Source organism: Duncaniella sp. C9 (genome assembly GCF_004803935.1).
GTDB lineage: Bacteria > Bacteroidota > Bacteroidia > Bacteroidales > Muribaculaceae > Duncaniella > Duncaniella muris.
In genome coordinates this window covers 3,172,315-3,189,882 of sequence record NZ_CP039547.1, presented here as the reverse complement: position 1 = coordinate 3,189,882, position 17,568 = coordinate 3,172,315, and the positions used below count along the sequence as shown (strand labels likewise).

Here is a 17,568-nt window from a genome sequence, read left to right as displayed (position 1 = left end):
TACAAATTATGTCACGTATAGGTAAAGCTCCCATTGAAATCCCCGCCGGTGTCCAGGTAACAGTCGGCCAGGATAACACAGTAACCGTAAAAGGTCCCAAAGGCACCCTTTCACAGAAAGTAAATTCCGACCTCCAGGTAGCAGTCGAAGACGGCCACATCGTTGTCACCCGTCCTTCTGACGATCGCGAACACCGCGCACAGCACGGTCTCTACCGCGCACTCATCCACAACATGGTTGTCGGCGTTTCCACAGGCTATCGCAAGGAAATGGAATTAGTAGGTGTGGGTTACCGCGCCGCCGCAACCGGCCAGGTGCTTGAGCTCTCGCTCGGCTACTCACACGCCATATATATCAAGCTTCCCCCCGAAGTGAAAGTAGAGGCCAAGAGCGAGCGTAACAAAAACCCGCTCATCATCCTCGAAAGCGATGACAAGCAGCTTCTCGGTCAGGTTTGCGCCAAAATCCGCTCTCTCCGCAAGCCCGAACCCTACAAGGGCAAAGGTATCAAGTTTGTGGGCGAAATTATCCGTCGCAAGTCGGGTAAGTCGGCAAGTGCTAAATAATTAAATTGATTCAAAAATGGTTTCTAAGATACAACGCAGAACTAAAATCAAGGCCCGCATCCGCGGGAAGATTTCCGGCACCGCCGCTCGTCCCCGCATGTCGGTTTTCCGCAGCAACAAGCAGATCTATGTCCAGCTCATCGACGACCTCGCAGGCACAACTCTTTGCGCCTCATCTTCAAAGGGCATCGAAGAGGGCACCAAGTGTGAAATCGCAGCCAAGGTTGGCGAGGCTATCGCTCAGAAAGCTCTTGCAGCCGGTATCACCGAAGTGGTTTTCGACCGCAACGGCTACCTTTTCCATGGCAGAGTTAAATCATTGGCTGACGCCGCACGCAAAGGCGGCCTTAAATTCTAAAGAATATGGCTACTAAGAACAATAAAGTTAAATCCACCAACGATCTCGAACTCAAGGATCGTCTCGTCGCCATCAACCGCGTCACCAAGGTTACCAAAGGTGGCCGCACATTCACTTTCGCAGCCATCGTTGTTGTCGGAAATGAAAACGGCATCGTAGGCTGGGGCCTCGGAAAAGCCAATGAAGTTCAGGCCGCAATCGCAAAAGGCGTTGAAGCTGCCAAAAAGAACCTCATCAAGGTTCCTGTTCATCGCGGAACAATCCCCCACGAACAGATCGCCAAATTCGGCGGTTCACGCGTAATCCTCAAACCCGCAAGCCACGGTACCGGTGTAAAAGCCGGTGGTGCGATGCGTGCCGTTCTTGAGAGCGTAGGCGTGACTGACGTCCTTGCAAAATCAAAGGGTTCTTCCAACCCTCACAACCTCGTAAAGGCAACCATCGCCGCCCTCGGCGAAATGCGCTCACCCGCTCAGGTTGCACAGAACCGCGGTATCTCTATCGACAATGTGTTTAACGGCTAATCATCCATATATCAGATGGCAAAAATTAAAATCACCCAGATTAAGAGCCGCATCAACGCTCCCGCAGTGCAGAAGCGCACTCTCGACGCCCTCGGCTTGAAAAAAATGCATCACTCAGTAGTCCTTGAGGACACCCCCTCAGTGATGGGTATGGTTAAAGCAGTACGCCACTTGGTAGAAGTGACCAACGCCTAATTTCTAAAAATCATTAACACAACTATGGATTTAAGCAATTTAAAACCAGCTGTAGGCTCCGTCCAGAAGAAAACCCGTATCGGCCGTGGCGCCGGTTCCGGCAAGGGTGGAACATCTACCCGTGGTCACAAGGGTGCCAAATCACGTTCAGGCTACAGCCGCAAAATAGGTTTTGAAGGTGGTCAGATGCCTCTTCAGCGCCGTCTCCCCAAATTCGGTTTCAAACCCCTCAACCGCACCGAATACAAAGCTGTCAATCTTGTTGATCTCGAACGTCTCGCCGAGACTGCCGGAATCGAAAAGATCGGCGTAGCCGAACTCGTTGCAGCAGGCCTCATCAACGGCAAGCAGCCAGTCAAGATCCTCGCGACAGGCAAGCTTACCAGGATACTCGCTGTTGAGGCCAATGCATTCTCCGCAGCCGCAGAGAAAGCAATCGTTGAAGCCGGAGGCTCAGTAACCAAAATTTAATCCCCCTTCTCCTCGAAATGAGATTTATTGAAACAATTCGTAACATCTGGACCATTGAGGAACTGAGAAAGCGTATTCTTGTCACCCTCCTGCTGGTGCTCGTCTATCGTCTCGGCTGCTACGTAGTCCTTCCCGGTATTTCGCCGGAGGATCTCGACGCCCTGTCGAAGTTCACCAACAAGAGCGGCCTCATGCAACTCCTTGACATGTTCTCAGGAGGCGCCTTCTCTCAGGCCTCGATCTTCGCTCTCGGCATCATGCCCTACATCACTGCATCAATCGTGATACAGCTGCTCGGCATGGTACTCCCTTCCTTCCAGAAGCTCCAGAGCGAAGGCGAGAGCGGCCGCCAGAAGCTCAGCCAGTACACCCGTTATCTGACTGTGCTTATCCTGCTGCTCCAGGGTCCTGCATATCTTGTAAATCTCCAGGTTCAGGTGAGCGCCGCCACAGGCGGTGCCACCATGGGCTTCTGGACATTGGCATTCCTTACAGTAATCCTTGCAGCCGGCTCCATGTTCATCATGTGGCTCGGTGAGCGCATTACAGACCGCGGCATCGGCAATGGTATCTCCTTCATCATCCTTGTAGGTATCATTGCACGTCTTCCGGGAGCGCTCTTCTACGAATTCACAAGCCGTCTTCCGGGTGCCACCGGCAGCCAGGGCGGTCTCATCATGTTCGTAGTTGAAATTCTCCTGCTCTTCGCAGTCACCGTAGGTGCAGTCCTTCTCGTGCAGGGAACACGCAAGGTGCCCGTACAGTACGCCAAGCGTATTGTCGGCAATCGCCAATACGGAGGTGCCCGCCAGTACATCCCCCTGAAAGTAAACGCCGCCGGCGTGATGCCCATCATCTTCGCCCAGGCAATCATGTTCATCCCCATCACTCTCGCCGGATTCGGCAGCTCAGAGAGCTCATCGGGATTCTACGCCGCTTTCTCGGACATCAACGGATTCTGGTACAATCTTGTCTACTTCATCCTCATCGTGGCATTCACCTACTTCTACACCGCCATCACAGTGCGTCCCACCCAGATGGCAGAGGACATGAAGCGCAACAACGGCTTCATCCCCGGTGTGAAGCCTGGAAAGAAAACCGCAGAATATCTCGACTCGATCATGTCGCGCATCACTCTTCCCGGTTCACTCTTCCTCGGCATCGTGGCCATCCTCCCTGCATTCGCACGCTTCTTCGGCATCAGCCAGAACTTCGCGCAATTCTTCGGAGGCACATCACTGCTCATCCTTGTCGGTGTCGTTCTTGACACCCTCCAGCAGATCGAAAGCCACCTGATGATGCACCACTATGACGGACTCATGAAGGACGGCAAGATCAAAGGCCGCACCACCGGTTCAGCCTATTAATACCCGTCTCGATTACCGCTGATTCATTCTTCAATAAATGATCTATCTTAAGACACCCGAAGAAATCGAAAAAATGCGACAGGCATCCACGCTTGTGAGCCGCACACTTGGCGAAGTCGCCAAGTGGGTGGCTCCGGGCGTGACTACCCGTCACCTTGACAACATTGCCCGCGAATTCATGCGCGACAATGGAGGCAAGCCCGCATGTCTCGGTTACGGAGGGTTTCCCGGCACACTCTGCATCGAAGTCAACGAGACAGTAGTCCACGGATTCCCCTCCGGCTACGAACTCCGCGACGGAGATATAATCGGCATCGACACCGTGGTCGAACTTGACGGATACCACGGAGACATGTGCTACACTTTCCCCGTAGGAGAGATCGCCCCCGAAGTGCTCGCACTCTGCAAAGTCACCAAGGAATCTCTCTACAAAGGAATCTCGGCAGCCCAGGAAGGAAAACGCATCGGCGACATCGCCAACACAGTCCAGACCTACTGCGAGCGTCACGGCTACAGTGTAGTGCGTGAAATGTGCGGACACGGCATCGGACGCAAAATGCATGAAGACCCTGAAGTCCCTAACTACGGACGCCGTGGTTGCGGACCCGTACTGAAAAAGGGCATGTGCATCTGCATCGAACCCATGATCAACCTCGGCAGCCGCAACATCGTCATCGAAAAAGACGGCTGGCAGTGCCGCACAAAAGACCGCAAACCCTCCGCCCACTATGAACACACCATAGTCATAGACCCGGAAGGCCCGCAGATCCTCACCACATTCGACTACATCGAAGAAGCTCTCGGAGACAGATTCATTTAACAAACAACCCAACCGATATTTCATCATCGAAATAAAATATGGCAAAACAAGCAGCAATCGAACTTGACGGAACCATCGTCGAAGCCTTGTCAAACGCAATGTTCCGCGTCGAACTTGAAAACGGGCACGAAATCACAGCCCACATCTCAGGCAAGATGCGCATGCACTACATCAAGATCCTTCCCGGCGATAAAGTGAAAGTGGAAATGTCGCCCTACGACCTCTCTAAAGGCCGCATCGCATTCCGCTACAAATAAAACATCCAGAAATAATCATCTTCAATACAACAGATAAACCAATGAAAGTAAGAGCTTCAGTCAAAAAGCGCACTCCAGACAGCAAAATCGTGCGCCGCAAAGGACGTCTTTACGTCATCAACAAGAAAAACCCCAAATACAAGCAGCGCCAAGGTTAATCGGTCCGGATCACAAAGATAGACTGAAAGTCATTATAGAAACCTATTAGTTAATATTTCTCAATGATTTCTAATAAGTGTTTCGAAATGACTGAAAGCCTATTTTAAGATCGCTGAAAAAGTATTACCTTTGCAAAAATTTTAGTCAAGTAATCAAGTAATTATATGGCAGTAAGAATTGTGGGAGTTGACCTCCCCCAGAACAAAAGAGGTGAAATCGCCCTGACCTATATTTTTGGTATCGGCCGTAGCGCAGCCAAGTCAATCCTTGACAAGGCAGGCGTTGACGTGAATATCAAGGTCAAGGACTGGACCGACGATCAGGCAGCCAAAGTTCGTGAAGTAATCGGCGCCGACTACAAGGTTGAAGGTGACCTCCGCAGCGAAATTCAGCTCAACATCAAACGTCTTATGGACATCGGATGCTATCGTGGCATTCGTCATCGTAACGGTCTCCCCGTGCGTGGTCAGAGCACCAAAAATAACGCCCGTACACGCAAGGGTCGCAAGAAAACTGTTGCAAACAAGAAAAAAGCTACTAAATAATAAACGAAAATGGCAAAAAAGACAGTCGCAGCAAAGAAAAGAAACGTCAAGGTTGACGCCGCCGGTCAGCTTCACGTTCACTCGTCTTTCAACAACATCATTGTGTGCTTAGCCAACTCTGAAGGTCAGGTAATTTCCTGGTCATCCGCTGGCAAGATGGGTTTCCGTGGCTCAAAGAAGAACACTCCCTACGCAGCCCAGATGGCCGCTCAGGATTGCGCCAAAGTAGCCTATGACCTCGGTCTCCGCAAAGTGAAGGCCTATGTCAAAGGTCCCGGCAACGGCCGTGAATCAGCAATCCGCACCGTGCATGGCGCAGGAATCGAAGTTACTGAAATCGTTGACGTAACTCCGCTGCCCCACAACGGATGCCGTCCTCCCAAGCGTCGTCGCGTATAATATCCGCCCAGACCTCGCTCGACCGGAGTCCGGTGGCCGGCTCAGCTCTCACTTTCAGAATCAAAATATCAAATGAGCCGCCGCAAACCGGAAACCCGGCAACAAGGTAAATTTTGATTATTCAATTTTTTCCAACTCCTTTTCAGATCCAAAGACGATCTGCGAGCTTCTGCCTCCACGAACCGGACGGAGAAGACCGGATGGCTGAGTGAAAGCCATGATGACTCTTCAGTGAAATAGACCACATCTTTTATTCACCTCTCTGTGGTCGCGGCTGTCACCCCGGAATTCATCAGTTTTCATCATCAGCCGCAGAATCGGAGCCACTGAAAAGGAAACAACATCAAACAAAAACAGAAATGGCAAGATACACAGGTCCCCGCACCAAAATCGCCCGTAAGTTTGGCGAACCCATCTTCGGTGAAGATAAAGTCCTCGCCAAGAAAAATTATCCTCCGGGCCAGCACGGACTCAACAAAAGAAGAAAAACTTCTGAGTACGGTGTCCAGCTCCGCGAGAAGCAGAAAGCCAAATACACCTACGGCGTTCTCGAAAAGCAGTTCCACAACCTCTTCGACAAAGCATCACGCGCTAAAGGTATCACCGGTGAGATCCTCCTTCAGCTTCTTGAAGGCCGTCTCGACAATGTAGTTTATCGTCTCGGTATCGCACCCACCCGCGCAGCAGCCCGTCAGCTTGTGCTCCACCGCCACATCGTGGTCAACGGCAAAGTTGTCAACATCGCATCTTACGCAGTTAAGCCCGGCGATGTAATCGGTGTCCGTGAAAAGTCAAAGTCTCTCGAAGTAATTTCCGACGCACTCGCCGGATTCAATCACAGCAAATATCCTTGGCTCGAATGGGATGAGAACATTAAGGCCGGTAAATTCCTCCATGTTCCCGCCCGTGAAGACATCCCTGAGAACATCAAAGAACAGCTTATCGTCGAGTTGTATTCTAAATAATAATTAAATCAAGATCCATGGCTATTTTAGCATTCCAGAAACCCGACAAAGTCCTCATGTTGGAAGCCGATAATCATTTCGGTAAATTTGAGTTTAAGCCATTGGAACCGGGATATGGTATAACCATTGGCAACGCCCTGCGTCGCATCCTTCTCTCCTCCCTCGAAGGTTTCGCCATCTCGTCGATCCGCGTTGACGGAGTGAAACACGAGTTTGACACTATCCCCGGCGTCAAGGAAGATGTCACAAACATCATTCTTAACCTCAAGAAAGTAAACCTTAAGCAAAAGGTTGAAGATACCGACTTCGAAAAAGCCTCCATCACTGTGTCAGGTCAGGAAGAGTTCACAGCCGGTGACATTGGCAAAGTCCTCTCAGGATTTGAAGTCCTGAATCCAGATCTTGTCATCTGTCATTTGGATCCGAGCGCCAGCTTCACTATCGACCTCACAATCAACAAAGGTCGCGGTTGGGTTCCCGCCGAGGAAAACCGCAATGCAAACGACGCTATTGATGTCCTCGCCATCGACTCGATCTACACCCCGATTCAGAATGTGAAATACACAGTGGAGAACTTCCGCGTTGATCAAAAGACCGACTACGACAAGCTCACACTTGAAATCACCACCGACGGATCAATTCTTCCGAAAGACGCTCTCAAAGAAGCAGCTAAAATTCTCATCTATCACTTCATGCTCTTTTCCGATGAAAAGATCACTCTTGAAACGGACGAAACTGACGGTGAAGAAGAATTTGATGAAGAAGTACTCCACATGCGCCAGCTCCTCAAGAGCAAGCTTGTGGATATGGACCTCTCAGTCCGCGCTCTCAACTGCCTCAAGAGCGCCGAGGTTGAAACCCTTGGTGAACTCGTGGTCTTCAACAAGACCGACCTCCTGAAATTCCGTAACTTCGGCAAGAAGTCACTCACCGAACTCGATGAACTTCTTGCAAACCTCAACCTCTCCTTCGGAATGGATATTTCCAAATATAAACTTGATAAAGAGTAATTATAACGATGAGACACAATAAAAAATTCAATCACCTCAGTCGCAAGAAGGCTCATCGCGACGCTCTGCTCGCCAACATGACGATTTCGCTGATCATGCACAAACGCATCTTCACAACTCTCGCCAAGGCCAAAGCTCTCCGCGTCTATGCTGAGCCCCTGATCAACCGCGCTAAGGAAGACAGCACTCCCAACCGCCGTCTGGTTTTCGCTCATCTCCAGAATAAGGAGGCTGTGACTGAACTCTTCCGCGAAATCGCTCAGAAGATCGCTAACCGCCCCGGTGGTTACACCCGCATCCTCAAAACAGGCAACCGTCTCGGTGACAACGCCAAGACTTGCTTCATCGAACTCGTAGACTACAACGAAAACATGCTCAAGGACAACGGCGGCAAGAAACAGACCCGCACCCGTCGTTCTCGTCGTGGCGCCAAGAACGCAGCTCCCGCAGCTGAAGCTCCCGCCCAGGCAGAAACGCCTGCAGCAGAAGCTCCCGCAGCTGAATAATCTGAAGCTGACAACGAGATTCATTTATAAAAATTTCACCGGATTCCTCCCAGAGGAACATCCGGTGAAATTTTTTTATTATATTTATGTCCGTATCCCTGCGATATTCCGGCCGGAAAATTTTCCGGCTCGCAATTTTTGACTCTCGGCAGCCCTTAAAAGAGTCTGTCTGGGTTTAGATGTGTGGTACTGAGTGATTTATGTAACCTAAAAAATACGGCATCTGCATAATGAAAATGTTTACCTCCGGCGAAAGGCGAGGCCTCATCCTGCTTGCCTTGATTCTGCTGCTGCTTGGAGCGGCACTTGCGATCAGTGACCGTCGTCACGATCGCAATAGTGACATGTCAAATCCTGAGGTCATAGCCGCAGATGAAGCAGGGGCGCAGAAAGATCAACAGACCGTTCATCCGGATACGCTTCCAGGCAAAGACAATAAAGAAGATCCGGGCAAAAGGGTAGGGCGCAGGAAGAAATCAGACCATAAGAAATCCGGCAAGTTTCTCCGTCAGTCACCGCCGCCACGGCGTCCCTTGGACCAGCCTGTGAATTGACGGCTCAAGAAAGAAGCATCCGGGCAACAGGGCATAAAATAGAATCGCATCCGCAATGAGGTCGGAGACCCTCGGCGCGGATGCGATTTTATTGTAATGTATGTGCGTGTCGCGGACACGTGGAGCGAAGTCTGCTCCGCTCAATCCTGATTACAGATTGCGGGGATCGATTTCTTCATCGACGGGAATGTCTGTATTGACATTCTTCGAGCCAACAAGGCCGTAGAAAAGCAGATAGGCAAGCATTGCTACCACCAGCCAGTAGGAAGCCATATAGCCGATGCTGTTGGCAATGGCGTTCTGAACGAGAGGCATGATGCCGCCGCCTACCACCATCATCATGAATATGCCGGAAGCCTGGGCGGTATATTTACCGAGGCCCTCCACCGCAAGGTTGAAAATGCCGCCCCACATGATGGAAGTGCAAAGGCCGCAGAGAATAAGCAGGAAGGCGCTGACAGGCACTTCGGCTCCACCTTCATAGAGGAATTCAGGCACGGGGAGTGTGCTTTCCTTGGGGATAAAGATGGCAAGGATGATAAGCACTATCGCTGTGCATGAAACGGCTATGAGCTGTGTGCGTGACGAAACGGCTCCGCTGATGAAACCTGAAAGTGTACGGCCCACGAGCATGAACAGCCAGTAGATAGCCACGATCGCACCTGCGATGGTTGATGCCTGGCCTACCACGCCGGCGCCGTTGGCAGTCTGATCGGCAAGATAGAAATTGAGGGTGCCGGGGATGCCGACTTCAATACCTACATAGAAGAAAATGCCGATTACGCCAAGCACTGTGTGGCGGAAGTTCCAGGGAGAGTGTGAATACTTGACTTTCTTTCCGGAAGTAGTGTTCGGTTCAGGTATAGCGACGAATGACAGGATCACGAAAGCCACCGCAAAGATGCCGATACCGATGAAAAGAAGCGGATTGACATCTCCGATCTGGGTCTTGTCGGTGAGAACGCCGATGAGCATACCGACGAAGAACGGGGTCATTGTGCCGGAGAAGGAGTTGAGCGCACCGCCGAACTGCAGCAGCTGGTTGCCCTTGTTGCCGCCGCCGCCGAGAAGGTTGAGCATCGGGCAGACAACCGTGTTGAGCATACAGACGCAGAAACCGCATATGAATGCGCCGAGCAGATAGATGAAGAAGTTGAGAGTGATGGGGAAAGAGTGTGCCACACCGTCAGCATTTGTAGAATTAAAGGTGGTCACAACAGTGTCTGTCCCTACGCTGCTTGACAGGAACTGGACGAAAAGGCCGACGATGCCGACAGCCAGGGCCCAGAGAGCCGTTTTCTTGTAGCCGATTTTGACGAGCAGGTTTCCGGCAGGAATGCCCATAAACAGATAAGCTGCGAAGTTCATCATGTTGCCCATCATGCCGAGCACTGAATTTCCTTCAAACTGATAGCCCCAGATTGTACCGATCGGAGCTGCAAGGTTGGTAACGAACGAGATCATGGCGTAGATGAAAAACATCACGACTATAGCCACTATTCGCCCGTTGTTCTTTACGGTAGTTTCCATTTGTTGATTTTTGGTAGAAGAAAAATTATGTAATAAAAGAATTTGTTTTTCTTGCGAGCCTTAGAAATTTGTGTTGGTGGAAATATGGTTTGTATGACCGATAGTTTCATGACACAGCAAAGATAACCATTCTTTTTTAATAAATTTATCATATTGCGGATAATTATAGGTTTTGATTGCCTTTTCGCGTAAATTTTTTGTCTAATCCTATGACTCAGGGTGGCTTATTGTATATTTGACAGAGAGGATCAGGGCGTTCGGACAAGCTCCGGCATACAATATCATGACCGGCTGAAATGATTGCAGGAAGGATGGCGGACAGGTGTTTTATTGGCGTTTTCACAAAAAAATGTAGAGTTTTTGTTGTCATTTCGACAATATTGCCTAAATTTGTAACGCAATTCTTCATAAAACAGACAGTTCAGTGCATGATTCCGCCCGATTGGGCATTGTAGAATCAACTGACAGATTATATTCTCATGCCAAAGCGGCATAGCAAACCATCTCTGCGACATAGAAACATATGCAAATTACGGCTCAAGCCGAAAGCACGGTGCATATGTTAAATTGGGCAATTAGAAGTGTTAAATTTTTAGGCGTAGAGTTTGACTAATCGGAAGATGAAGAAGTCGCGGTCCCGGACACCACGCATTTGTGAGCGAAATATTTTGACTTTAGAGTTGAATGCCTCGGCAGAGGCATTGGTCGCACGACGACGGAAATAGTTCAGGATTGTTGGGGCGTGGTTCTTGAATGTTTTGATTACCGAGCGGAAGTTGTTGTTACCCAATGCCATTACCTTTTCATACCACTTGTTCATCCTCCCCATGGCTTTTGTCGGTGAGATTTTAGCGTTGAAAATCTTGCGCAGCTCCATCGCAAGGCTGTATGCAGCCTTCAATATTGGATAGTATTTGAACAGTATGTTGACACGATGGCGCTGTATGTCAGTCCATTTGTTCTGCGACATCATCAGAGTGTGTTTGCTGCGAGCCAGTATCTGGCGCATGGTCTCTCCGTTGGAGTACGTTACCGGCGGTTCGGACTTGTTGCGGTTGTTTTCCTCTGCGATGAGCTGTCGGCGAATGTCAATGCGGATTTCGTCAACGGCCTCATTATAGACCTGTTGGACATGAAAACGGTCGTTGACTACATGGGCGTTATAGAACACTTCTGCGGCTATGAGCATCATTGATGGCGAGAGATCGCAGGTCACTTCCTTGACCCTGCGTCTGATTGATTTCTCCATAGCTCCGATGAGTATGGATATAATTTCGTCACTCTTTGTTCCGGGAATGGCTGCCGCAAGTGTTCCCTTGCCTCCGTGGCCGTCCTTGTTGGTCAGGAACGTCCATACCTCCCCGTTGCTCAGACACGTCTCATCAAGACTCATGTAAGGGCCGATATTATCGGCGTTGAAATAGAACCCACAGCCAAGCTCCTGTTCGCACCAGTCGGCGTAACCGCTTATCTTATTGCGGTACAAGTCGGCAAAATGTTTGCCGTTGACGCAGTACATCTGCGCTATCTGTTTAATCGACAGGGCTGTCGTCTCCACCTTCGTCTTTTAAAAAAGCCACGAACTCGGCGCTGAGTCGTGTTCCTTCCTCGTTGGGAAGTTCGAGATTGTAGCTGAAGATTTCGTTGGTCTGCCTGTCCCACCACTTGTTCTTGCGCATGTGAAGAAATACAGGCCGTCCACGCATCGGATAGTCCTGTATTGTTACATAATCCGTATAGCCTCGCGCTACGATATTTGGATTACGATAGTCTTCATCAGACAGTTTCTTCTTTTCGTCAAGCCATATGTCATAGGACTGTTCCGTGCGCTCGAAGCGCACCATTTCAAATAGTTCGTCCATGCCCTCGGGCAGGCACATCCATATTGCATCTGCGGTTTTCATGCCACAAATTTAACACTTTTCTCAAAATTCATGCACCGTGCTTTCGGCTTGACCCCAAATTACTATAATGCTCATTATTGCAAATCTACCGTTTTACCAGATCTGAAACATCTGGCCGTTTCTGCTGTGATGCGGCCTTTGACATCATATTGATCCGCGGCAGGCTTTGAAGCAATAAGTGTCATCAGGCTTATTGTAGACAGCTGTCTGTCGGGCCGTCTCCGGATTGACCGCATAGATAGTAATCCTCTTTGTGAAAAGTGGGTACATCTATTTTATTTGTTACTATTGTGTGTCGAATTCCTTGCCGTTTTTGGCGGGGAATTCGTTTTTAATTTGTAAATTTGCATCACCTCACAAGTCATTCAGGCGAGGCAGTGATCGCCCCCGAATGCAATCTGAAACTATTTTTATACTTATAAATAACCCCATGAATCTATCAGCAATTAACCATGCAGCCGACAATATCCGTGTGCTCGCTGCATCAATGGTTGAAAAAGCCAAGTCCGGTCATCCCGGAGGCGCCATGGGTGGCGCTGATTTCGTCAACGTTCTTTACTCGCAGTTCCTTGTGACCGATCCCGACGACGGGAAGTGGCTTGGCCGCGACCGTTTCTTCCTCGACCCCGGTCATATGTCGCCTATGCTGTACAGTGTCCTGGCTCTGTTCGGCCACTACACACTGGCCGAACTTGAGCAGTTCCGTCAGTGGGGCTCTCCGACACCCGGTCATCCCGAACTTCACCCCGAACGCGGTGTTGAAAACACATCAGGTCCTCTCGGCCAGGGCCACACAATGGCTGTCGGCTGCGCCATCGCAGAGCGCTTCATGGCCGCCCGCTTCGGCGAATGGATGAGCCACAAGACCTATGCCTTTATCTCCGACGGCGGTATTCAGGAAGAGATCTCGCAGGGCGCAGGTCGTCTTGCCGGTTATCTCGGCCTTCACAACCTCATAATGTTCTATGACAGCAACCGCGTGCAGCTCTCCACGATGGTCGATGCCGTAGACCGCGAGGACGTAGCTGCAAAATATCGCGCATGGCACTGGAACGTAATCGAGATCAACGGCAACGATCCTCAGGAAATAGCCCAGGCCATCATTGCCGCTCAGGGAGAAAAGGAACGCCCCACGCTGATCATCGGAAACACCGTGATGGGTCGTGGCGTTGTCAAGGCCGATGGCTCAAACTTCGAAGGCCAGTGCTCTACCCACGGTCAGCCTCTGAGCGCATCAGGTGCCGACTATGCAGCCACTATGAAGAACCTTGGAGCCGATCCTGAAAATCCCTGGGTTATTTTTGACGATGTCAAAGCCCTCTATGACGAACGCCGCCGTGAACTCCGCGAAATTGTCAAGGCAAAACGCGCCGAGCAGGCAGCATGGGAGGCCGCCAATCCCGAACTCGCCAAGGAACTCCACACATTCCTTGACAACAAACTCCCCGAAATCGACTGGAAAGCCATTCCCCACAAACCCGGCATCGCATCGCGCCAGGCATCGGCCGACGTGCTCGGAGTGCTTGCCGAGAAGGTCAACAACATGATTGTCTCCTCTGCCGACCTTGCCAACTCAGACAAGACCGACGCCTTCCTCAAGAAGACCCGTCCGTTCACCAACGGAGACTTCTCAGGCGCCTTCCTCCACGCCGGCGTTTCAGAACTCACAATGGCAGCCGTAATGAACGGCATCGCCCTTCATGGCGGAGTCATCGGAGCCTGTGGCACATTCTTCGTGTTCAGCGACTATATGAAACCCGCTGTCCGCATGGCCGCACTGATGGAACTTCCCGTGAAATATATCTGGACCCATGACGCATTCCGCGTAGGCGAAGACGGCCCGACCCACGAACCCGTAGAGCAGGAAGCCCAGATCCGGCTGATGGAAGAGCTCCGCAACTTCAACGGCGAGCCCTCGATGCTCGTGCTCCGTCCGGGAGATGCCGCCGAAACCTCAGTGGCATGGGCAATGGCTATGGAGAACTTCAAGACCCCGTCGGCCCTCATCCTTTCGCGTCAGAACATCCCCGACCTGCCCGCCGCATCAGGCGACCGTTTCGCCGAAGCCAACGCCGGCTGCCGCCGTGGCGGATATGTGGTTGTCGAAGCTGAGAACCCCGACGTGATCCTCGTAGCCAACGGCTCTGAAGTGTCGCTTCTCTGCGAAGTCGCAGCCCGTCTTGCCGAAGAAGGCAAAAAAGCACGCGTAGTCTCAGTGCCCTCGATCGGACTCTTCTTCCTCCAGGATGCCGACTACCGCAAGGCAGTCATCACCCCCGGAGTTCCCGCGTTCGGTCTGACTGCCGGTCTGCCCTCTACACTCCGAGAGGTAGTCGGAGCTGACGGCATGGTATTCGGTCTCGACCACTTCGGCGCATCCGCACCTTATAAAGTCCTTGACGAAAAATTCGGCTTCACAGTCGATCATGTCAAAGGACTCGTTGAAAACTTCATCAAAGCCTGATCTCAGGAGTGACAGACTTGTTCTGAAACTCTATGACCAGGACCTTTGACGGGCTCTGCAATGTATCGCTTCTGCTTCCGCATCTTTATCAATCGGCAGCAGAAGCGATTTTTGTTGAGCGGCTGTGCCGGCGGGAATTTTGCATTTTTGGTCACTAATCTTCTCTTATCGGCCTATAAGACCCCGCAAATTTGGTCAGAAAGTAAGAAAATTAGTGATTGTTAAAGAAAAATTAGCTAAAATTTAGATAGTCTGAAAAAAAAGTTATACCTTTGACGGTAATTTCCACAGATAGGTGTGGCTCCGAATGTCATGCCAGCGTCTTAGGAATGACTATACACCTTAATTATTATAGACACAGTCTTAAACCAAACATTTTTCAACTATTTTACAATAATTTAAATTATTATGAAAAAAAGTGCTATCCTTGGCTTGGTAGCTGCTCTTTTTGTTGGTCATAGCGCAATGGCTCAGAGCAACCAAGAAATCAGCTATGTTGAGGACCCCTCTCAGGGCTATCTCTTAAATAGCTTCTCAAACAACTGGTTTGTATCGGTTGAAGGTGGTATGAACTACTACTTCCGCAACCACAACTCAGAACGTAGCTTCCTCGACCGTTTCTCTCCCAATGCCGGCATCTGGGTTGGTAAATGGTTCTCTCCCATCGTTGGTCTTCGTGCCGGTGGCAACTTCACTCAGGTCAAAGGCCTCAGCAAAGACGGTGGTGTAGGTTACTACGGAACTTTTGAAGATTTCGATAAGTACAAACGTAACGAGTTCGGCATCAACCTCGACGCTATGCTGAACCTCACCAACTGGTGGTGCGGCTATCGTCCCGGTCGCGTTTACAACGCTATCGTTTACGGTGGTGCAGGCCTCAACTGGCAGTATGTGCCCGACTTCGACTCAAACGGCAACCGTGACGGCTGGAAGAACGGTAGCAACAAGAACCTCACTGCCCACGTTGGTCTTATCAACAACTTCGCTCTCAACAAGCACCTCAGCCTCTACCTCGACGTTCGTGCAGCTCTCATGACTGACGACCTCCGTTATGCAGGCAGCCTTTCAGCTTATCAGCAGAAGCAGTACATGGACCTCCAGGCTTATCTCGGTCTTACCTACAACTTCAACAAGACCACCTGGTCAGCTCCCGTTGTGCCCGTTTGCCCCGAACCCACCAACTGCGATGCTGTTGAAGCTCGTCTCCAGGCTGCTAACGCCCGCATCTCTGACCTCGAACGTCAGCTCCGCGACTGCCTCAACCGTCCGGTTGAAAAGGTTGAAGCCAAAGAAGGCCCCCTCTGCACCATCTACTACACCATCGGCAAGTCAAACATCTCTCGTGTTGACAACAAGGTGCTTGGCGCTGTGGCTGAAATCATGAAGCAGAACCCCGAACAGAAGTACACCGTTACCGGCTGGGCCGATAACTACACCGGTTCTGATCAGGTTAACGAACGTCTCCGTAACGCTCGTGCCAAGGGTGTTGAACGCGTTCTTCTCCGCAACGGCGTTAACGCTTCTCAGCTCAACGTAACCGTTAACAACGGCAACCTCAACGACATGGGTGAGAAGTTCGTTTCTCTCGACCGCGCCGTAACTATTGAGGCTGACAAATAATCAGAGTCAACCTGATAACGATAGAAAATAGAAAGATCTAACGAAGTTTTCTATATGACGATCCCCCGTGCTCAGATCCGAGCACGGGGGATTTGCTTGTTTTGTGGAGTCTGTGACACCGCAGCGCAAAGCGCGCAGGCGTCACGGGTTTGTGGAGTCGATTATCTGCAGCTCCTCATCGCTGAAAGCCGGCGATTCCAGAGCGCTGAGATTGCGTTGGAGCTGGGAGGTGGAGCTTGCGCCTACGATCACACTCGTTACTTTCCGGTCACGTAGAATCCAGGCGAGAGCCATCTCGGCGAGGCTCTGACCGCGCTCTGCTGCCAGACCGTTAAGCTTTCTTACCGATTCGAGCAGGCCGGGAGTCAGAGAGTCGGATTTCAGATGGCCGCCGAGAGCAATGCGCGAATCTTCCGGAATGCCGTTGAGATAGCGATCGGTCAGAAGCCCCTGGGCCAAAGGTGAAAACGCTATATAGCCAACACCGTTGTCAGCCGCCTCACTGATTATGCCTCCGGCCTCGTCGGCGCGGTCAAGCATATTGTAGCGGCCCTGGTAGATCAGGCAGCGCACATCGCGTTCGGCAAGATAGCTGTAGGCCTTGCGGGCAGCCTCGGCGGGCCAGCGGGAGATCCCGACATAGAGAGCCTTACCCTGACGAACAATGTCGACAAGCGCCTGCAGGGTTTCTTCAAGCGGTGTCTCCGGATCGAAGCGGTGGCTGTAGAACAGATCTACATAGTCAAGTTTCATGCGGCGGAGGCTCTGGTCGAGGCTCGCCATAAGATATTTCCGCGAACCCCAGTTGCCGTACGGACCGGGCCACATGTCATAGCCGGCCTTGGTCGAGATGAAAAGTTCGTCGCGGTAGGGAGCGAATGATTTTTCCATGACAATGCCGAAGGTTTCCTCAGCCGAACCGTATGACGGACCATAGTTGTTGGCCAGATCGAAGTGGGTGATGCCGTGGTCGAAGGCATAGTGCAGCATAGCCATAGAATCGGACAGCGGATTGACATCGCCGAAATTGTGCCAGAGGCCGAGTGAAATCTCCGGAAGCAGTATGCCGCTGCATCCGCAACGGCGGTATTTCATGCCGCTGTCATATCTTGCAGGGGCAGGGGTGTAGATGGGGTTTATCATATAGAGTTGTGATTATTTGTTGTTGACAGGCTGGGGAATTGCAAATTTACAAAATCCGGCATCCATCCGCCGCCATTGAGCGAGACAAATATGCCCTTTAGAAATCGGATAAAGTGGCAGTTAACAATATTTAACCGAGTAAAACGAATATATTAGTTTTGGGAATTAAAAAAATAGTTATATCTTTGCCGTGTCAACTAATGTATTAGTT

The 17,568-nt window shown here is 50.9% G+C and carries 21 protein-coding genes; 17 read left to right on the top strand and 4 right to left on the bottom strand.

Annotated features, from left to right (window positions below):
• Window positions 1-8: 8 nt before the first annotated feature.
• The 15 genes from rplF to E7745_RS13480 all read left to right on the top strand — a co-directional run bounded on the left by rplF (window position 9) and on the right by E7745_RS13480 (window position 8,696).
• Window positions 9-566, top strand: a complete 558-nt coding sequence (gene rplF, locus E7745_RS13550; protein WP_123398558.1) for a 50S ribosomal protein L6 — start codon at window positions 9-11, stop codon at window positions 564-566.
• 16 nt (window positions 567-582) lie between these two features.
• Complete coding sequence (gene rplR, locus E7745_RS13545) at window positions 583-924, top strand: 50S ribosomal protein L18 (protein WP_107031226.1); 342 nt, start codon at window positions 583-585, stop codon at window positions 922-924.
• Between the two features lie 5 nt (window positions 925-929).
• On the top strand, window positions 930-1,448 hold the full coding sequence (gene rpsE, locus E7745_RS13540) for a 30S ribosomal protein S5 (protein ID WP_136409046.1): 519 nt from the start codon (window positions 930-932) through the stop codon (window positions 1,446-1,448).
• Between the two features lie 15 nt (window positions 1,449-1,463).
• Window positions 1,464-1,643, top strand: a complete 180-nt coding sequence (rpmD, locus tag E7745_RS13535; RefSeq protein ID WP_107031228.1) for a 50S ribosomal protein L30 — start codon at window positions 1,464-1,466, stop codon at window positions 1,641-1,643.
• A gap of 24 nt (window positions 1,644-1,667) precedes the next feature.
• Window positions 1,668-2,114, top strand: a complete 447-nt coding sequence (rplO, locus tag E7745_RS13530; protein WP_136409045.1) for a 50S ribosomal protein L15 — start codon at window positions 1,668-1,670, stop codon at window positions 2,112-2,114.
• A gap of 17 nt (window positions 2,115-2,131) precedes the next feature.
• Window positions 2,132-3,481 carry a preprotein translocase subunit SecY gene (gene secY / locus E7745_RS13525; protein WP_107031230.1) on the top strand — a complete coding sequence of 450 codons (1,350 nt, stop codon included), beginning with the start codon at window positions 2,132-2,134 and terminating at the stop codon, window positions 3,479-3,481.
• A 37-nt stretch (window positions 3,482-3,518) separates the two neighbouring features.
• Window positions 3,519-4,301: a type I methionyl aminopeptidase gene (gene map / locus E7745_RS13520; protein ID WP_107031231.1), complete on the top strand. Its 783-nt coding sequence runs from the start codon at window positions 3,519-3,521 to the stop codon at window positions 4,299-4,301.
• A gap of 38 nt (window positions 4,302-4,339) precedes the next feature.
• Window positions 4,340-4,558: a translation initiation factor IF-1 gene (infA, locus tag E7745_RS13515; RefSeq protein WP_107031232.1), complete on the top strand. Its 219-nt coding sequence runs from the start codon at window positions 4,340-4,342 to the stop codon at window positions 4,556-4,558.
• A gap of 41 nt (window positions 4,559-4,599) precedes the next feature.
• Complete coding sequence (rpmJ, locus tag E7745_RS13510) at window positions 4,600-4,716, top strand: 50S ribosomal protein L36 (protein WP_016562612.1); 117 nt, start codon at window positions 4,600-4,602, stop codon at window positions 4,714-4,716.
• Window positions 4,717-4,881: 165 nt separating this feature from the next.
• The gene (gene rpsM, locus E7745_RS13505; RefSeq protein WP_107031233.1) at window positions 4,882-5,262 is read left to right on the top strand and encodes a 30S ribosomal protein S13; all 381 of its coding nucleotides are present in this window, start codon (window positions 4,882-4,884) and stop codon (window positions 5,260-5,262) included.
• A 9-nt stretch (window positions 5,263-5,271) separates the two neighbouring features.
• A complete protein-coding gene (gene rpsK, locus E7745_RS13500; RefSeq protein ID WP_107031234.1) occupies window positions 5,272-5,661 on the top strand; it encodes a 30S ribosomal protein S11 in 390 nt (129 codons plus the stop codon).
• Window positions 5,662-6,020: 359 nt separating this feature from the next.
• Window positions 6,021-6,626 carry a 30S ribosomal protein S4 gene (rpsD, locus tag E7745_RS13495; protein WP_107031235.1) on the top strand — a complete coding sequence of 202 codons (606 nt, stop codon included), beginning with the start codon at window positions 6,021-6,023 and terminating at the stop codon, window positions 6,624-6,626.
• 17 nt (window positions 6,627-6,643) lie between these two features.
• Entirely contained in the window at window positions 6,644-7,636 is a 993-nt protein-coding gene (locus E7745_RS13490; RefSeq protein WP_107031236.1) for a DNA-directed RNA polymerase subunit alpha, read from the top strand.
• Window positions 7,637-7,644: 8 nt separating this feature from the next.
• Complete coding sequence (rplQ, locus tag E7745_RS13485) at window positions 7,645-8,142, top strand: 50S ribosomal protein L17 (RefSeq protein ID WP_107031237.1); 498 nt, start codon at window positions 7,645-7,647, stop codon at window positions 8,140-8,142.
• A 230-nt stretch (window positions 8,143-8,372) separates the two neighbouring features.
• Entirely contained in the window at window positions 8,373-8,696 is a 324-nt protein-coding gene (locus tag E7745_RS13480) for a hypothetical protein (RefSeq protein ID WP_136409044.1), read from the top strand.
• A 150-nt stretch (window positions 8,697-8,846) separates the two neighbouring features.
• Here E7745_RS13480 and E7745_RS13475 read toward each other — a convergent pair whose 3' ends face one another.
• The 3 genes from E7745_RS13475 to E7745_RS13465 form a co-directional block, all read right to left on the bottom strand.
• The gene (locus E7745_RS13475; RefSeq protein WP_136409043.1) at window positions 8,847-10,226 is read right to left on the bottom strand and encodes a sugar MFS transporter; all 1,380 of its coding nucleotides are present in this window, start codon (window positions 10,224-10,226) and stop codon (window positions 8,847-8,849) included.
• A 592-nt stretch (window positions 10,227-10,818) separates the two neighbouring features.
• Window positions 10,819-11,784: a transposase gene (locus E7745_RS13470; RefSeq protein WP_240740261.1), complete on the bottom strand. Its 966-nt coding sequence runs from the start codon at window positions 11,782-11,784 to the stop codon at window positions 10,819-10,821.
• Complete coding sequence (locus E7745_RS13465) at window positions 11,759-12,130, bottom strand: transposase family protein (RefSeq protein ID WP_107037111.1); 372 nt, start codon at window positions 12,128-12,130, stop codon at window positions 11,759-11,761. The genes E7745_RS13470 and E7745_RS13465 overlap by 26 nt, the downstream gene beginning before the upstream one ends.
• A 430-nt stretch (window positions 12,131-12,560) precedes the next feature.
• Here E7745_RS13465 and E7745_RS13460 point away from each other — a divergent pair, with 430 nt between their 5' ends.
• The gene (locus tag E7745_RS13460; RefSeq protein ID WP_107031240.1) at window positions 12,561-14,594 is read left to right on the top strand and encodes a transketolase; all 2,034 of its coding nucleotides are present in this window, start codon (window positions 12,561-12,563) and stop codon (window positions 14,592-14,594) included.
• A gap of 408 nt (window positions 14,595-15,002) precedes the next feature.
• Window positions 15,003-16,214, top strand: a complete 1,212-nt coding sequence (locus tag E7745_RS13455; protein ID WP_123398552.1) for an OmpA family protein — start codon at window positions 15,003-15,005, stop codon at window positions 16,212-16,214.
• 141 nt (window positions 16,215-16,355) lie between these two features.
• Here E7745_RS13455 and E7745_RS13450 read toward each other — a convergent pair whose 3' ends face one another.
• The gene (locus E7745_RS13450; protein WP_136409042.1) at window positions 16,356-17,357 is read right to left on the bottom strand and encodes an aldo/keto reductase; all 1,002 of its coding nucleotides are present in this window, start codon (window positions 17,355-17,357) and stop codon (window positions 16,356-16,358) included.
• Window positions 17,358-17,568 lie beyond the last annotated feature (211 nt).

What these genes read in the sequence shown, in the direction of transcription:
- rplF (WP_123398558.1), top strand. Translation starts at nt 9, where the DNA reads ATGTCACGTATAGGTAAAGCTCCCATTGAAATCCCCGCCGGTGTCCAG.
- rplR (WP_107031226.1), top strand. Translation starts at nt 583, where the DNA reads ATGGTTTCTAAGATACAACGCAGAACTAAAATCAAGGCCCGCATCCGC.
- rpsE (WP_136409046.1), top strand. Translation starts at nt 930, where the DNA reads ATGGCTACTAAGAACAATAAAGTTAAATCCACCAACGATCTCGAACTC.
- rpmD (WP_107031228.1), top strand. Translation starts at nt 1,464, where the DNA reads ATGGCAAAAATTAAAATCACCCAGATTAAGAGCCGCATCAACGCTCCC.
- rplO (WP_136409045.1), top strand. Translation starts at nt 1,668, where the DNA reads ATGGATTTAAGCAATTTAAAACCAGCTGTAGGCTCCGTCCAGAAGAAA.
- secY (WP_107031230.1), top strand. Translation starts at nt 2,132, where the DNA reads ATGAGATTTATTGAAACAATTCGTAACATCTGGACCATTGAGGAACTG.
- map (WP_107031231.1), top strand. Translation starts at nt 3,519, where the DNA reads ATGATCTATCTTAAGACACCCGAAGAAATCGAAAAAATGCGACAGGCA.
- infA (WP_107031232.1), top strand. Translation starts at nt 4,340, where the DNA reads ATGGCAAAACAAGCAGCAATCGAACTTGACGGAACCATCGTCGAAGCC.
- rpmJ (WP_016562612.1), top strand. Translation starts at nt 4,600, where the DNA reads ATGAAAGTAAGAGCTTCAGTCAAAAAGCGCACTCCAGACAGCAAAATC.
- rpsM (WP_107031233.1), top strand. Translation starts at nt 4,882, where the DNA reads ATGGCAGTAAGAATTGTGGGAGTTGACCTCCCCCAGAACAAAAGAGGT.
- rpsK (WP_107031234.1), top strand. Translation starts at nt 5,272, where the DNA reads ATGGCAAAAAAGACAGTCGCAGCAAAGAAAAGAAACGTCAAGGTTGAC.
- rpsD (WP_107031235.1), top strand. Translation starts at nt 6,021, where the DNA reads ATGGCAAGATACACAGGTCCCCGCACCAAAATCGCCCGTAAGTTTGGC.
- E7745_RS13490 (WP_107031236.1), top strand. Translation starts at nt 6,644, where the DNA reads ATGGCTATTTTAGCATTCCAGAAACCCGACAAAGTCCTCATGTTGGAA.
- rplQ (WP_107031237.1), top strand. Translation starts at nt 7,645, where the DNA reads ATGAGACACAATAAAAAATTCAATCACCTCAGTCGCAAGAAGGCTCAT.
- E7745_RS13480 (WP_136409044.1), top strand. Translation starts at nt 8,373, where the DNA reads ATGAAAATGTTTACCTCCGGCGAAAGGCGAGGCCTCATCCTGCTTGCC.
- E7745_RS13475 (WP_136409043.1), bottom strand. Translation starts at nt 10,226, where the DNA reads ATGGAAACTACCGTAAAGAACAACGGGCGAATAGTGGCTATAGTCGTG.
- E7745_RS13465 (WP_107037111.1), bottom strand. Translation starts at nt 12,130, where the DNA reads ATGAAAACCGCAGATGCAATATGGATGTGCCTGCCCGAGGGCATGGAC.
- E7745_RS13460 (WP_107031240.1), top strand. Translation starts at nt 12,561, where the DNA reads ATGAATCTATCAGCAATTAACCATGCAGCCGACAATATCCGTGTGCTC.
- E7745_RS13455 (WP_123398552.1), top strand. Translation starts at nt 15,003, where the DNA reads ATGAAAAAAAGTGCTATCCTTGGCTTGGTAGCTGCTCTTTTTGTTGGT.
- E7745_RS13450 (WP_136409042.1), bottom strand. Translation starts at nt 17,357, where the DNA reads ATGATAAACCCCATCTACACCCCTGCCCCTGCAAGATATGACAGCGGC.